Source organism: Anoxybacillus ayderensis (assembly GCF_013761015.1).
Classification (GTDB): domain Bacteria; phylum Bacillota; class Bacilli; order Bacillales; family Anoxybacillaceae; genus Anoxybacillus; species Anoxybacillus ayderensis.
On record NZ_JACDUV010000003.1, the window covers coordinates 65,558 to 81,081 of the forward strand.

15 protein-coding genes are annotated in these 15,524 nt (G+C 41.2%); all 15 read left to right on the forward strand.

Annotated features, from left to right (window positions below; genetic code table 11):
- The first annotated feature begins 61 nt into the window (after positions 1-61).
- A complete protein-coding gene (gene cysK, locus HNR63_RS04775; RefSeq protein ID WP_181519974.1) occupies positions 62-982 on the forward strand; it encodes a cysteine synthase A in 921 nt (306 codons plus the stop codon).
- Between the two features lie 46 nt (positions 983-1,028).
- On the forward strand, positions 1,029-2,306 hold the full coding sequence (gene yfmF / locus HNR63_RS04780; protein WP_181519975.1) for an EF-P 5-aminopentanol modification-associated protein YfmF: 1,278 nt from the start codon (positions 1,029-1,031) through the stop codon (positions 2,304-2,306).
- Positions 2,303-3,583: an EF-P 5-aminopentanol modification-associated protein YfmH gene (gene yfmH, locus HNR63_RS04785; protein ID WP_181519976.1), complete on the forward strand. Its 1,281-nt coding sequence runs from the start codon at positions 2,303-2,305 to the stop codon at positions 3,581-3,583. Before yfmF ends, yfmH begins: the two co-directional genes overlap by 4 nt.
- 6 nt (positions 3,584-3,589) lie before the next feature.
- Positions 3,590-4,303, forward strand: a complete 714-nt coding sequence (gene ymfI / locus HNR63_RS04790; protein WP_085789094.1) for an elongation factor P 5-aminopentanone reductase — start codon at positions 3,590-3,592, stop codon at positions 4,301-4,303.
- Between the two features lie 65 nt (positions 4,304-4,368).
- On the forward strand, positions 4,369-4,617 hold the full coding sequence (locus tag HNR63_RS04795; protein WP_009362683.1) for a DUF3243 domain-containing protein: 249 nt from the start codon (positions 4,369-4,371) through the stop codon (positions 4,615-4,617).
- Positions 4,618-4,799: 182 nt separating this feature from the next.
- A complete protein-coding gene (locus tag HNR63_RS04800) occupies positions 4,800-5,591 on the forward strand; it encodes a DUF3388 domain-containing protein (RefSeq protein WP_009362682.1) in 792 nt (263 codons plus the stop codon).
- 9 nt (positions 5,592-5,600) lie between these two features.
- The gene (locus tag HNR63_RS04805) at positions 5,601-6,467 is read left to right on the forward strand and encodes a helix-turn-helix domain-containing protein (protein ID WP_084220253.1); all 867 of its coding nucleotides are present in this window, start codon (positions 5,601-5,603) and stop codon (positions 6,465-6,467) included.
- 29 nt (positions 6,468-6,496) lie between these two features.
- Positions 6,497-7,075 (forward strand): CDP-diacylglycerol--glycerol-3-phosphate 3-phosphatidyltransferase, encoded by a 579-nt coding sequence (pgsA, locus tag HNR63_RS04810; RefSeq protein ID WP_026011787.1) that lies wholly within the window; start codon positions 6,497-6,499, stop codon positions 7,073-7,075.
- Between the two features lie 21 nt (positions 7,076-7,096).
- Positions 7,097-8,329: a competence/damage-inducible protein A gene (locus HNR63_RS04815; RefSeq protein WP_181519977.1), complete on the forward strand. Its 1,233-nt coding sequence runs from the start codon at positions 7,097-7,099 to the stop codon at positions 8,327-8,329.
- 106 nt (positions 8,330-8,435) lie between these two features.
- Positions 8,436-9,473 (forward strand): recombinase RecA, encoded by a 1,038-nt coding sequence (recA, locus tag HNR63_RS04820; RefSeq protein ID WP_181519978.1) that lies wholly within the window; start codon positions 8,436-8,438, stop codon positions 9,471-9,473.
- A gap of 268 nt (positions 9,474-9,741) precedes the next feature.
- Positions 9,742-11,298 carry a ribonuclease Y gene (gene rny, locus HNR63_RS04825; protein ID WP_021094603.1) on the forward strand — a complete coding sequence of 519 codons (1,557 nt, stop codon included), beginning with the start codon at positions 9,742-9,744 and terminating at the stop codon, positions 11,296-11,298.
- 99 nt (positions 11,299-11,397) lie between these two features.
- A complete protein-coding gene (locus HNR63_RS04830) occupies positions 11,398-12,192 on the forward strand; it encodes a TIGR00282 family metallophosphoesterase (RefSeq protein ID WP_021094604.1) in 795 nt (264 codons plus the stop codon).
- 125 nt (positions 12,193-12,317) lie between these two features.
- Positions 12,318-12,578 carry a stage V sporulation protein SpoVS gene (gene spoVS, locus HNR63_RS04835; protein ID WP_003181955.1) on the forward strand — a complete coding sequence of 87 codons (261 nt, stop codon included), beginning with the start codon at positions 12,318-12,320 and terminating at the stop codon, positions 12,576-12,578.
- Between the two features lie 48 nt (positions 12,579-12,626).
- Positions 12,627-13,586, forward strand: coding sequence for a dipeptidase (locus HNR63_RS04840; RefSeq protein ID WP_181519979.1), 960 nt, complete (start codon positions 12,627-12,629; stop codon positions 13,584-13,586).
- A gap of 199 nt (positions 13,587-13,785) precedes the next feature.
- Positions 13,786-15,522 carry a 2-oxoacid:acceptor oxidoreductase subunit alpha gene (locus tag HNR63_RS04845; RefSeq protein WP_009362672.1) on the forward strand — a complete coding sequence of 579 codons (1,737 nt, stop codon included), beginning with the start codon at positions 13,786-13,788 and terminating at the stop codon, positions 15,520-15,522.
- Positions 15,523-15,524: the final 2 nt, after the last annotated feature.

The following is a 15,524-nucleotide window of genomic DNA, read 5'->3' on the forward strand; positions in this document are numbered from 1 at the left end:
ACCATTGTTATTTCGAGATATAGTACAATTAAAGGAAAGGTTTACATAGAAAGAAGGGAAAATGATGTATCAATCGATTATCGATCTGATCGGAAACACGCCGATTGTGAAGCTCAATCGGGTTGTTTTTCCTGAGGGAGCAAGTGTATATATAAAGCTTGAATCCTTTAATCCAGGGGGAAGCGTGAAAGATCGCGCGGCTAGACGAATGATTGAACGAGCAGAACAAGAAGGGAAAATCGTCCCTTATGAAAGCACAATTATTGAGCCGACATCAGGAAATACAGGAATTGGATTAGCGATGGTATGTGCAGCCAGAGGATATCGTTGCATTATTACGATGCCAGATAATGCAACGAAAGAACGGATCAATTTATTGAAAGCATATGGGGCGGAAGTGTACTTAACTCCCGCAGCTTTGCGCATGCAAGGGGCGATTGATGAAGCGTATCGGCTTGCGGAGAACATTCCAAACAGCTTTATTCCGATGCAATTTGAAAATGAAGCAAATCCAGATGCTCATCGGGCTAGCACAGCGCTTGAAATTATAGAAGCATTTCCAGATGGGATTGATGCGTTTGTACTTACGGCAGGAACTGGCGGGACAGTGACAGGAACGGGGGAAGAATTGAAGAAAAAATTTCCTCGTTTACGTATTTATGTGGTCGAACCATATGGGTCTCCCGTCCTTTCGGGTGGGCAACCGGGGTCGCATAAAATTCCTGGTACTGGGCCAGGTTTTATTCCGCGCATTTTAAATCGAACAGTGTATGATGATATTTTGCTCGTCAAAGATGAAGAAGCGCAGATGATGGCAAGAAGATTAGCGAAAGAAGAAGGAATTTTCGTTGGTGCTTCAGCTGGAGCAGCTGCTTATTGTGCTATTCAAGTGGCTCGCACTCTTCCGAAAGATGCACGTGTACTTTGCATGGCACCAGATACAGGAGAGCGATACTTATCATCCGATTTATTTAGCGGATAAGAGCGATCAAAAATGTCGAGGCTATAAAATAAAAAGGAGTGATTGTATGTTTCAAGAAGAAGTAAAAACGATAGGCGGTCTTCGTCTTCATGTCATTCCGACAAAAAAATATAAAACAAATACGCTCGTATTAAAGATGAAAGCGCCGTTATGTGAAAAAGATGTAACGATGCGAGCCCTTGTTCCATACGTACTACAAAACGCTACCGAGCGGCATCCGTCGATGAAAGCGTTACGTACATATTTAGACGAACTATATGGTGCTACTTTACAAGTTGATTTAGCGAAAAAAGGAGAAAATCATATTATTACTATTCGAATGGATATTGCAAACGAAAAATTTTTAGGTGACACATCCCCATTATTACGTGAAGCGTTGACGTTATTTAGCGACATGCTATTTCGTCCGTTTACCGAGGGAGATGGATTTTCTGTTGCGATCGTTGAACAGGAGAAACGAGCATTGAAACAAAAAATTCAATCGTTGTTTGACGATAAAATGCGATATGCTCAACATCGACTCATGGAAGAAATGTATAAAGGTTCACCTTATGCGCTCGATGTTCACGGTAAACTAGAGGATGTCGATTCGATTGACGCTAAACGTTTATATGAACATTATGAGCACATGTTGAAACACGATGAAATAGATTTATACATCGTTGGGGATGTCATGTTAGCGCATGTAGAACATGATGTGGCTGAACGTTTTTCGTTAGAAGTGCGCCCGCCGCGTTCAATAGCGACACCGACGATCACAATACGAACAGATGTGCAAGAAGTTGTAGAAAAACAAGATGTAAAACAAGGGAAGCTCCATCTCGGCTATCGAACGAACACGACATATAACGATCCAGATTATGATGCGTTACAAGTATGGAATGGGATATTTGGAGGATTTGCACATTCAAAATTGTTTATTAATGTGCGCGAAAAAGCGAGTTTAGCTTATTATGCAGCTTCACGTATTGAAAGTCACCAAGGAATGATGATGGTCATGGCAGGAATTGACCCAAGCAAATATGAACGTGCGCTCGAAATCATTCATGCCCAAGCAGAAGCGATGCGTAACGGACAATTTAGCGATGAAGAGATCGTTCAAACAAAAGCGGTCATTCGTAATCAACTATTAGAAACGATCGATACCGCAAGAGGAATGATCGAAATGTCTTATCATAATGTCATTGCAACAAATCAACGTCCGTTACAGCAATGGCTCGAAGGAATTGAAAAAGTGACGCGAGAAGATATCGTTCGTGTGGGAAAAAAAATTGAATTAGATACGATTTATTTTTTAACGGAGAAGGAAGGTGAGAAAAAATGAAAATCATTCACCACGATCAATTACAGGAACAATTATTTTATGAACGTCTAAACAATGGATTAGATGTTTACATTTTGCCAAAAAAAGAATTTAACAAAACATATGCGACGTTTACAACGAAATACGGTTCGGTGGATAACTACTTTACCCCATACGGAAAAACAACGATGAAAAAAGTACCGGATGGCATCGCTCATTTTTTAGAACATAAATTGTTTGAAAAAGAAGATGGCGATGTATTTCAAACGTTTAGCAAACAAGGGGCATCTGCGAATGCTTTTACGTCTTTCACACGCACCGCCTATTTATTTTCTAGTACAACAAATGTAGAAAAAAATTTAGAAACGTTACTTGATTTCGTGCAAGAGCCGTATTTTACAGAACAAACGGTTGAAAAGGAAAAAGGGATTATCGGTCAAGAAATTCGCATGTATGATGACAATCCAGATTGGCGTTTGTATTTTGGGACAATCGAAAGCATGTATCATCACCATCCCGTAAAAATTGATATTGCGGGAACGGTAGAGTCGATTTCACACATTACGAAAGACTTATTATATGAGTGTTATGAAACGTTTTATCATCCGAGCAACATGTTATTGTTTGTTACAGGTCCTATTGATCCATCGGCTATACTTGAACAAATTCGAACGAATCAAGCGAAAAAAACGTTCCGTCCGCCAGCAGAGATCGAGCGATTTCGTTATGAGGAGCCGACTCATGTTGCTCGTGAACGACATGTCATTGAAATGAACGTGCAAACATCAAAATGTTTCGTTGGTATAAAAGCGAACAACGTATATACAAAAGGAAAAGAAAAGCTGAAACACGAATGTGCCATCGGTTTATTGCTCGACTATTTATTTGGGAAAAGCTCCACACATTATGAGCGGTTGTATCAACAAGGATTAATTGACGAAACATTTATGGTTGACTATACGGAAGAAAGTGATTTTGGGTTCGGCCTAGTTGGCGGTGACACATCACAGCCCGATCAATTAGCGACAGAAATTCAGCGCATTCTTTTAGAGTTTGATGATATTGATGATGAGCAAGTCGAACGAATGAAAAGAAAAAAAATCGGCACATTTTTACGCTCGTTAAATTCTCTTGAATATATTGCAAATCAGTTTACTCGGTATGCGTTTGATCATATGAGTTTGTTCGATGTTGTAGAAACGTTACAATCATTAACATCTGACGATTTAAAAACGGTCGCTCGCGAATGTTTTGTTGGCGAACAGTTTACTGTATGTCAAGTTGTTCCGAAAAGGTGAAATGAGATGAAATATGCTTTAATTACGGGAGCGAGCGGGGGAATTGGGCAAGAAATTGCTCGGCAGCTTGCTAAAGATGGGTATAGTTTATACTTACATTACTACAAAAATGAACAATCTGTTCGACATATAATGAAAGAACTATCAACAGACACGTATGCCATTCAAGCTGATTTATCTCATCCTTCTGGGGTAGATGTGTTAATGTCTTCTATTTTCCATCCTATTGACGTGCTCATTCATAATAGTGGAATGAGTGCGTATGGATTGATGACGGACATGACCAATGAACAAGTAGAACAAATGGTGCAACTACATGTAACAAGTCCATTTTTACTGACAAAACGACTGTTGCCTTCTATGATTCAACAACGTCGTGGACAAATTGTAGTCATTTCATCCATTTGGGGACTAACAGGTGCGTCTTGCGAAGTGTTATATTCGATGGTAAAAGGTGCGCAAAATACATTTGTTAAAGCGTTAGCAAAAGAAGTTGCTCCAAGTGGCATAAGAGTCAATGCGATCGCTCCAGGGGCTATTGATACGCCGATGCTTCATGAGTTCACTGAAGAAGAAATTCAAGCGCTAATTGATGATATTCCACTCGGACGAGTAGGGAAGCCGGAAGATGTGGCAAAAGCTGTGTCATTTTTAATTTCTGATCATGCATCGTATATTACAGGACAAATTTTATCTGTAAATGGCGGTTGGTATTGTTAAGCAAGCATAATTTTTTATGTTGTGAGGCAAACTGTTCTTGAAACGAATTTCAAGGAGGTTTGCATATGTCTGTTCTTGATAATTTTGAACAATGGAAAAGCTTTTTAGCTGATCGTCTTCATCAAGCACAAGAGCAAGGGATGAACCAGCAAGTCATTTCGGATATTGCTTATCAAATTGGGGATTATTTGGCGAAACAAGTCGATCCGAAAAACCCAGAAGAACGTGTACTTGCCGATTTGTGGCATGTCGCAAATGAGCAAGAGCAACATGCTATTGCAAACATGATGATTAAACTTGTCCAAAATAAATAAGTCATGTAGGCGCAAGCTGGTGATGTCCACCAGCTTGTTTTACTATGTTTATCTGTTCACAAAAAACCGTCGTCCATTCTTTTCATTCTCGCATTCAAATGGTAAAATAAACATACATGCGTGTTTCGACAAAGCGTTGCTTAAATGATCGCATCGTGTAACGTAAAGGGGAGAAGGGGTATATGGAGAAAAAAGAATGGTATTTAGAGTATGAAATACATATGAATCGCCCGGGGTTGTTAGGAGATATCGCATCGCTCCTTGGTATGCTTTCCATTAATATCGTCACGATCAACGGAGTGGATGATTCGCGGCGAGGTATGCTTTTGCTATGTAAAAGTCATGAACAAATTGAGCGTTTACAGTCCATTTTAGCGACGATGGAAGATATTACAGTAACGAAATTACGTGAACCGAAGCTTCGCGACCGTCTTGCTGTTCGGCACGGGCGTTATATTCAGCGCGATGCTGATGACAAAAAGACGTTTCGCTTTGTCAGAGACGAGTTAGGTTTGCTCGTTGATTTTATGGCAGAGCTATTTAAACAAGAGGGGCATAAGTTAATTGGAATTCGCGGCATGCCACGCGTGGGGAAAACGGAATCGATCGTAGCTGCGAGCGTGTGTGCAAACAAGCGTTGGTTGTTTGTTTCTTCTACATTAATTAAACAGACGATTCGTAGCCAATTAATCGAAGATGAATATAGCGAAAATAATGTTTTTATTATTGACGGGATTGTTTCGACGCGTCGGTCAAACGAGCGACATTGGCAACTCATTCGTGAGCTCATGCGTCTACCGGCGACGAAAGTGATTGAACATCCAGATATTTTTGTAAGGCATACAGAATATAAGCTCGATGACTTTGATTATATCATTGAATTGCGTCACGATGCAGATGAGGAGATTACGTATGATCTCGTTGATCAGTCCTCATTTTTTGGAAATGACGGATTTTCAAATATTGATTTTTAAAGATGGAAGGTGTTTCCGTTGACAGAGTTAGGGAAGCGTTTGAAAGAAGCGAGAGAACAACGTCATATGAGTTTAGATGATTTGCAAGAAATCACTAAAATTCAAAAACGATATTTAATCGCAATTGAACAAGGAAATTATGTCATTATGCCAGGGAAATTTTATGTTCGGGCATTTATTCGGCAATATGCCGAGGCAGTCGGTCTCGATGCTGACGAACTGTTTGAGCAATATGCAAACGAAATTCCAAATGCCCAACAAGAAGAGCTTCCTGGCGAACTATCGCGTGTAAAATCGCGACAATTATCAGAACAAGGCGCAAAAGTGCTCGATGTTCTTCCGAAAATTTTGATCGGTACATTAGTGATTGGAGTGGCTGTTGTTCTTTGGTTTTTTTTCCAAAATCGGACCGTAAACGAAAAACCACAAGAGCAAGTGATTAACGAAAAGACAGAATTTGAACAGTCCGAGCAAGCAAACGAGCAACAACCGGAAAAACAAAGTGAGCAACAGTCTGAAAACGAAGGAGAAAATGAACAGCAGGAACAACCATTAGAAGCGACAGTTAAAGTAATTGAAACGAACGGGAGAAGATCGACACTTGAAGTGACAGGAGAGCAATTGATCATTGACATTGCAACAAAAGGTGACGCTTGGATTGAAGTGAAAAACGGAAAAGGAAAGGCGTTTGCACGGAAAATGATGTATGCGAATCAATCTGAAACATTTGATTTAACAAATGAAACAGAGGTATTGTTAGTCATCGGACAAACATTGAATGCAGAAGTAAAAATAAACGGGCAGACGCTTGAATATCCTGTCAATCCAAACGATCATGTGCGCCAAGATATTACTATTCTGTATAAAAAACAATAATGTCGGATGAAGTGTTGGAGGTAAGTGTTGTGAATATACCGAATCAAATTACGATTGCGCGAATGCTTCTTATTCCTTTCTTCCTTATTTTTCTGTTGGCACCGATTGATTTCGGTGTGATTCAAATCGGAACAGAACAGCTGCCAGTAACACACGCCATAGCTGCGCTTATTTTTATTATCGCATCAACAACAGATTGGGTTGACGGATACTATGCACGAAAATATGGATTAGTAACGAATTTAGGGAAGTTTCTTGACCCTCTCGCAGATAAATTACTTGTATCTGCTGCGCTCATTGCGCTTGTCCAATTAGGCTTAGCTCCCGCATGGATCGTCATTGTCATTATTAGCCGTGAATTTGCTGTAACCGGATTACGGCTTGTTTTAGCGGGAGAAGGTGAAGTGGTCGCAGCGAATATGCTTGGAAAAATTAAAACGTGGACGCAAATTGTAGCGATTGCTGCTCTCCTTTTGCATAATCTTCCTTTTTCACTTTTGTCGTTTCCGTTTGCGGACATTTCGTTGTGGGTTGCACTTGTTTTCACGATTTGGTCAGGATGGGATTACTTTGCGAAAAATAAACACGCATTTCGTCATTCAAAGTAAATAAAAAGGGATGGGAGAAAGATGAAAGCAGAACTTATTGCGGTCGGTTCAGAACTTTTACTTGGTCAAATTGCAAATACGAACGCTCAGTTTTTATCGCAACAATTAGCTGAAATAGGAATAGATGTGTATTACCATACGGTTGTTGGCGATAACCCTCAAAGGCTTACACATGCGATTGAAGTAGCGAAGCAACGCTCGAACTTAATCATTTTCACAGGGGGACTTGGTCCGACAAAAGACGATTTAACGAAAGAAACGATTGCAAACATGTTAAATAAATCGCTCGTTTTAGATGAAGAAGCATGGCGTTCTATTTGTGATTATTTTGCGAAAACGAAGCGCCCAATGTCCCCGAACAATCGAAAACAGGCGCTCGTGTTGGAAGGAAGTTATGTGTTAAAAAATGAACATGGGATGGCTCCGGGAATGGCACTTACTGTTGATCACATCACGTACATGCTCCTCCCGGGACCGCCAAAAGAAATGCAACCGATGTTCATCAAATATGGACGTCCTTTTTTATTGCAAAAACGTCATGTTCGCGAGAAAATTGTTTCACGTGTTCTCCGCTTTTTTCATATCGGTGAATCACAGTTAGAAGCAGAAATCGAGGATTTCATCGATGCTCAAACAAATCCGACGATTGCTCCACTGGCGTCTGATGGTGAAGTAACTCTTCGCTTAACAGCGAAACATGAGCGTGAAGAAGAAGCAAAGCGGCTCATTGATGAGTTGGAGCAAAACATTTTAGCCCGCGTTCGTCCTTACTTTTACGGTTATAATGATGAAACGTTGTTTAGCAAATTGTTAGCTACATTAAAAGAAAAAAATCAGACGCTCGCTGTTGCTGAAAGTTTAACGGGAGGTTTATTTTTGGGAGAAATGACAGCACTTCCAACGGCTTCTACAGTTATCGCGGGGGGAGTTGTTTGTTATACGAATGAAATAAAGGAAAATGTGCTCCATGTGCCGAAAGAAGTATTACAAACGGAGGGGGCAGTTAGTGAACGATGCGCACAGTTGATGGCAGAAAATGTTCGAAAGCTTTGCGGAAGCGATATCGGTATTAGTTTTACAGGTGTTGCAGGACCGGACGAGTTGGAAGGAAAGCCGGTAGGAACGGTATGGATAGGGATTGCAACAGAACAAGGGACAAAGACATTTGCTCTTACATTATCAGGCGGACGCCAAGCGATTCGGATGCGTACAGCGAAATATGGTTGTTATTATTTACTACAGCTGCTACATTAATTTACGAACACTTATTCGATTTTTTCTTGGCAAATAAATAGAAAAGCTGTATAGTAATAAGTAGCAGTTACTGCTTTATTTTTCACGAGCAAAAGGAGGAGTTTCTTTGAACGATCGTCAAGCAGCATTAGAACAAGCGTTAAAGCAAATTGAGAAACAGTTTGGAAAAGGTTCAATTATGAAGCTAGGGGAGCAAACAGATCGTCAAATTTCGACTGTATCGAGCGGCTCTCTTGCCCTTGATATTGCGCTAGGCGTAGGAGGATATCCGCGCGGACGTATTATTGAAATTTACGGTCCGGAGTCTTCGGGGAAAACAACGGTTGCCCTTCATGCGATTGCAGAAGTGCAAAAGCAAGGGGGTCAAGCTGCATTTATTGATGCGGAACATGCGTTAGACCCTATTTATGCTGAAAAATTAGGGGTCAATATCGATGAATTGTTGCTTTCACAGCCAGATACAGGGGAGCAAGCGTTAGAAATCGCCGAAGCGCTTGTGCGAAGCGGGGCAGTTGACATTATCGTCATTGACTCAGTCGCAGCTCTTGTTCCGAAGGCAGAAATTGAAGGAGAAATGGGCGATTCTCACGTTGGATTGCAGGCGCGACTCATGTCCCAAGCGTTACGTAAACTATCGGGCGCCATCAACAAATCTAAAACGATCGCTATCTTCATTAACCAAATAAGGGAAAAAGTAGGAGTTATGTTCGGGAACCCAGAGACAACTCCTGGAGGCCGTGCATTGAAGTTTTATGCGTCTGTTCGTTTAGAAGTGCGTCGTGCAGAACAAATTAAACAAGGCAACGACATGGTTGGAAATAAGACGAAAATTAAAGTTGTGAAAAACAAAGTGGCGCCGCCGTTTAAAACAGCGGATGTAGATATTATGTATGGCGAAGGAATTTCAAAAGAAGGCGAAATTATTGATATGGGTGCTGAACTCGACATTATTCAAAAAAGTGGCGCTTGGTATTCATATAAAGATGAGCGACTAGGACAAGGACGAGAAAATGCAAAACAATTTTTAAAGGAAAATCCACACATTATGGAAGAAATTGCGCGTGAAATTCGCCAACATTATGGCATTACAGCAGGGGCATCGACGACATCTGTGCGCGAAGATGATCTAGACTTTTTAGAATAATAAAAAGGTCGCCTTGCTTCAATAAAAAAGTGATCATGTGCATATATAGTTATGGAAAGGGTGCTCCGTTATTTTTGGAACACCCTCTTTTTTTGGAAAATAAAGCGATATGAAACGCTTTCCCACAATGACAAGCCTTGACAATATGGAAGGCCACCTTTAAAATGTACATGTATATTTGACAATTTTGAAGTGTATGTTGAATGGTTGCAATGTACATGCCGACATTGATGAAGTAACGAATTTATAGCAAGAGGAGGTGAGGACAATGGGTGAAACGATCATCTCCGCTTTGCTTGCCCTAGTCGTCGGTGCAGTTGTTGGCTTTTTTGTTCGTAAATCCATTGCCGAGGCAAAAATTGGTGGTGCACAAGCAGCTGCCAAACAAATGATCGAAGAAGCGAAACGAGAAGCAGACGCATTGAAAAAAGAGGCGCTTCTTGAAGCAAAGGATGAGATTCACAAACTTCGCGTTGAAGCAGAACGAGAAATTCGCGAACGAAGAAGTGAGTTACAAAAACAGGAAAACCGTTTGTTGCAAAAGGAAGAGAATCTCGATCGAAAGGATGAAGCGTTAAACAAGCGAGAAGCATTGCTTGAAAAGAAAGAGAATTCTCTGAATGAAAGACAACAGCATATTGAAGAGATGGAAAGCAAAGTGGAAGAACTCGTTCGAAAAGAACAAGCTGAGCTAGAGCGCATTTCTAGTTTGACGCGTGATGATGCACGCCAAATCATTTTAGAGCGTGTAGAAAAAGAACTTTCGCATGAAATTGCGCTCATGGTTAAAGAAGCAGAAACGAAAGCGAAAGAAGAAGCGGATAAAAAAGCAAAAGAAATTTTATCGCTTGCCATTCAACGTTGTGCTGCTGATCATGTAGCAGAAACAACTGTATCTGTTGTGAACTTGCCGAATGACGAAATGAAAGGCCGAATCATCGGACGTGAAGGGCGTAACATTCGTACATTAGAAACGTTAACAGGTATTGACCTTATCATTGATGATACGCCAGAAGCGGTCATTTTATCTGGTTTTGATCCGATCCGTCGTGAAACAGCGCGTATCGCGCTAGATAAGCTCGTTCAAGACGGGCGTATCCATCCAGCACGAATTGAAGAGATGGTCGAGAAGGCGAGAAGAGAAGTGGATGAGCATATTCGTGAAGTGGGAGAACAAACGACGTTTGAAGTTGGTGTCCACGGATTGCATCCAGATTTAATTAAAATTTTAGGGCGTTTGAAGTTCCGTACAAGCTATGGACAAAATGTGCTTAAACATTCGATGGAAGTTGCATATTTAGCTGGTTTAATGGCAGCTGAGTTAGGGGAAGATGAAATGCTCGCAAGACGAGCAGGTCTCCTTCATGACATCGGAAAAGCTGTTGACCATGAAGTAGAAGGAAGCCATGTCGAAATCGGGGTAGAGCTCGCGACGAAATATAAAGAGCATCCGGTTGTCATTAACAGTATTGCTTCCCATCATGGCGATACGGAACCGACGTCGATTATCGCTGTTCTTGTCGCTGCTGCAGACGCTTTATCTGCTGCTCGACCAGGCGCTCGTAGCGAAACATTGGAAAACTACATTCGTCGACTTGAGAAGCTTGAAGAAATTGCTGAGTCGTATGAAGGTGTTGAAAAATCATATGCTATCCAAGCTGGACGTGAAATTCGTATCATGGTTAAGCCAGATCTAATTGATGACTTGGAAGCGCACCGTTTAGCGCGTGATATTCGCAAGCGTATCGAAGAAGAGCTTGATTACCCAGGGCATATTAAAGTCACGGTGATTCGCGAAACACGAGCTGTTGAATACGCAAAGTAAAAGCTACTCCTTATTCGGGGTAGCTTTTTCGTATTGATAAATGCTTTATTTTGTGCGAAACTGAAAAATAGAGATCATGAGCATAGAAAGGGTAGTACGATGAAAATATTATTTATCGGTGATGTCGTAGGACAACCGGGACGAAAAATGATTGATGAATATGTGCCGAAACTGAAAGCAAAATATAAGCCCCATGTCATTGTTGTGAACGGTGAAAATGCAGCGGGCGGAAAAGGGATTACCGAAAAAATATACCGTCGTTTTGTAGAGATAGGAGTGCATGTAGTAACGCTTGGCAATCACGCGTGGGATAATCGTGAAGTTTTCGAATTTATTGACCAAGCGAAAGTGCTCGTTCGTCCAGCCAATTTTCCAATAGGTACACCTGGAAAAGGGATCGTATTCGTTCATGTGGAAGGATATGAGGTAGCGATCATTAGCTTACAAGGAAGAACATTTTTACCAGCGATCGATTGCCCGTTTAAAAAAGCGGATGAATTAGTCGAGATGGCGCTTGCGCGAACTCCTTTTATTCTCGTTGATTTTCATGCAGAAGCAACGAGTGAGAAACAAGCGATGGGATGGTATTTAGATGGCCGAGTAAGCGCAGTAGTTGGCACGCATACACACGTTCAAACAGCTGACTCGCGCATTTTGCCAAATGGAACAGGATATATTACTGATGTCGGGATGACAGGTCCTTATGACGGTATTTTAGGGGTTGATCGCGAAGCTGTATTGCGCAAATTTTTAACAGGACTTCCGGTTCGATTTGAAGTGACGACAGGTCGGGCACAATTGAATGCTGTGCTCATTGAAATAGACGAAAAAAGTGGAAAAACAAGGTCTATCCAACGAATTATCATCAATGACGATCATCCGTATTTTGACTAGTTCCTCTTTTAAGATTTTTCTGAAAAAATACATATCGTAGCAGGAATACGAGCAAACAGGGGCGAATATATAATGAACAGTACAACTTTTCATAAGCAATTGTTAGAAACGAGGAGGAGCTAGAAATGGAAATATTAAAAGTTTCAGCAAAATCTAATCCTAATTCCGTAGCTGGTGCACTTGCAGGCGTGTTAAGAGAACGCGGTGCAGCTGAAATTCAAGCCATTGGCGCAGGTGCATTAAATCAGGCCGTTAAGGCAGTAGCGATCGCGCGAGGATTCGTAGCACCGAGCGGAGTCGATCTCATTTGTATTCCTGCGTTTACGGACATTCAAATTGATGGGGAAGAGCGGACAGCAATTAAGCTTATTGTTGAACCGCGTTAATACACATAAACCTGTTTGCTTACATAGCAAACAGGTTATTTTTATCATATGCTAAAAGACGAATGTTCGTATGGAGGGGTCGTTGTGCGTATATTTGACGCTCATTGTGACGTTTTATATCAGCTATTTTGTGACCAAGATGTATCGTTTGAGCGGAGTTCATCGCTACATGTCACATACGATGGATTGAAACAGGCCGGTGTAACTGTACAAGGATTTGCGATTTATATTCCGAAACATGTCAGACCAGAGTCACGCTTTTTTGTCGCGTTAGAGATGATTGATTATTTTTACGAGAAAATTGTGTCGCAACCGAATATGAAAGTTGTTCGCTCAAAAAAAGAAATCGATCAACTACAACCGAATGAAATTGGAGCGATGCTCACATTAGAAGGATGTGAAGCTATAGGAGAAAGTTTAACGCAATTGCGCACACTTCTTCGCCTCGGTGTTCGTTCTGTTGGTTTAACGTGGAATGATGCGAATATGGTAGCAGACGGTGCTCTAGAGCAACGTGGAGGAGGATTAACGAGATTCGGAAAAGAAGTCGTTCAATTATTAAATGAACAACAGTGTTGGACAGATGTATCTCATTTAAGTGAACGAGCGTTTTGGGATGTTATGGAATTAGCTCACTATCCGATCGCTTCACATTCGAATGCATATACGCTTTGTCCGCATCCTCGCAATTTGCGTGATGATCAAATTCAAGCGCTCATTAAGAAAAATGGAGTCATCGGTGTGACGTTTGTTCCGCAATTTTTGCGTCACGATGCCCATACGACAACGGTGACAGATGTATTACGGCATGTCGATCATATTTGTTCGTTAGGTGGAGAAAATCACATCGGTTTTGGATCTGATTTTGACGGTATTTTTGAAACGGTTGATCAATTGGAAAATGTTTCTCATTATCCGCATTTCATTGATGAATTGTTAAAGCATTTTAAAGAGGAACAGGTAAAAAAATTTTTGTTTTGTAATTTTTATGAGCGAATCCCCCAATAAAATCGGAAGAAAAATTCACATTTTTGTAACAAATATGTTGCAATTTTTTTTCAATAGGGCTAGAATGAAAGCGTTTAGTATATGAAATTTTTCAAAAAATTTATTAAGCGAAATGGTAGAGCTTTTTTTGGAAAAGTGCTACACTTATAATCGTAAAACGTTACGTTACAATTGATGGAACTTTAAAGGGGTGTAAGACATGATTAGTCAACTTTCGTGGAAAGTTGGAGGACAACAAGGGGAAGGTATTGAAAGTACGGGAGAGATATTCTCCATTGCGCTCAACCGACTAGGCTACTATTTATACGGTTATCGCCACTTTTCATCTCGCATTAAAGGTGGCCACACGAACAATAAAATTCGTGTTAGCACGACACAAGTTCGTTCGATTGCCGATGATCTTGATATATTAGTAGCTTTTGACCAAGAAACAATTGATTTCAACTTTCATGAGTTACGTCAAGGTGGGATCGTCATCGCAGACGCGAAGTTTAATCCGACGATTCCGGACGAGTCAAGAGCTACGTTGTATGCGGTTCCATTTACAGATATTGCAACAGAATTAGGAACAGCATTAATGAAAAACATGGTTGCAGTCGGAGCTTCTAGCGCAGTACTCGGTCTCGATATTAGCGTATATGAAGGGGTCGTTCAGGAGATTTTCGGTCGCAAAGGTGAACAAGTTGTTGCAAAAAATATGGAAGCGATCAGAGCGGGCGCTCAGTTTATGCGTGAACAGCTTGGCGACAATATTCAATTAATGCAGCTTGAAAAAGCAGATGGCAAAAAGAGAATGTTTATGATTGGAAACGACGCGATTGCGCTTGGCGCACTTGCTGGCGGTGCACGTTTTATGGCGGCTTATCCAATTACACCGGCATCTGAGATTATGGAATATTTAATTAAAAAGCTTCCGCAGTTTGGTGGTACGGTCATTCAAACAGAAGATGAAATCGCTGCTTGTACAATGGCTATTGGTGCAAACTATGCGGGTGTGCGTACGTTGACAGCTTCGGCTGGACCGGGCCTTTCGCTCATGATGGAAGCGATCGGATTAGCTGGAATTACAGAAACGCCGATTGTCATTGTTGATACGCAACGCGGTGGTCCGAGTACAGGTCTTCCGACGAAACAAGAGCAGTCAGATTTAATGGCAATGATTTACGGTACACATGGCGAGATTCCGAAAGTAGTCATCGCTCCAAGCACTGTACAAGAAGCGTTTTACGATATGGTCGAAGCGTTTAATATTGCAGAAGAGTATCAATGCCCAGTCATCGTTTTAACAGACTTACAACTTTCGCTAGGAAAGCAAACTGTTGAGCCGCTAGAGTACGACAAAATTGAAATTCGTCGCGGCAAGCTTGTCACAGGAGAACTGCCTGAAATTCCGGACAAAGGTTGCTTCAAACGATATGAAGTGACTGAAGACGGTGTGTCACCACGCGTATTGCCGGGAATGAAAAACGGTATTCACCATGTGACAGGTGTTGAGCACGATGAAACAGGTCGTCCTTCTGAAGTAGCAGCGAACCGTATTGCACAAATGGATAAGCGTTTACGCAAGTTAAAACATATTCAATTTCCGACACCAGTTCATAAACATGTGAAGCATGAAGAAGCAGATATATTAATTGTCGGATTTAACTCGACGCGCGGGGCGATTGAAGAGGCGATGGAACGATTAGAACGCGATGGTATAAAAGTGAACCATGCTCACGTTCGTCTCATTCATCCGTTCCCGACGGAAGAAATGTTGCCGCTTGTGCAATCAGCGAAAAAAGTTGTTGTTGTTGAAAATAACGCAACAGGACAACTTGCCAACATCTTAAAAATGAACGTTGGACATGCTGAGAAAGTATTTAACGTGTTGAAGTATGATGGCAACCCGTTCTTACCGCACGAAGTTTATACAAAATGCAAGGAGTTGTTTTAAAC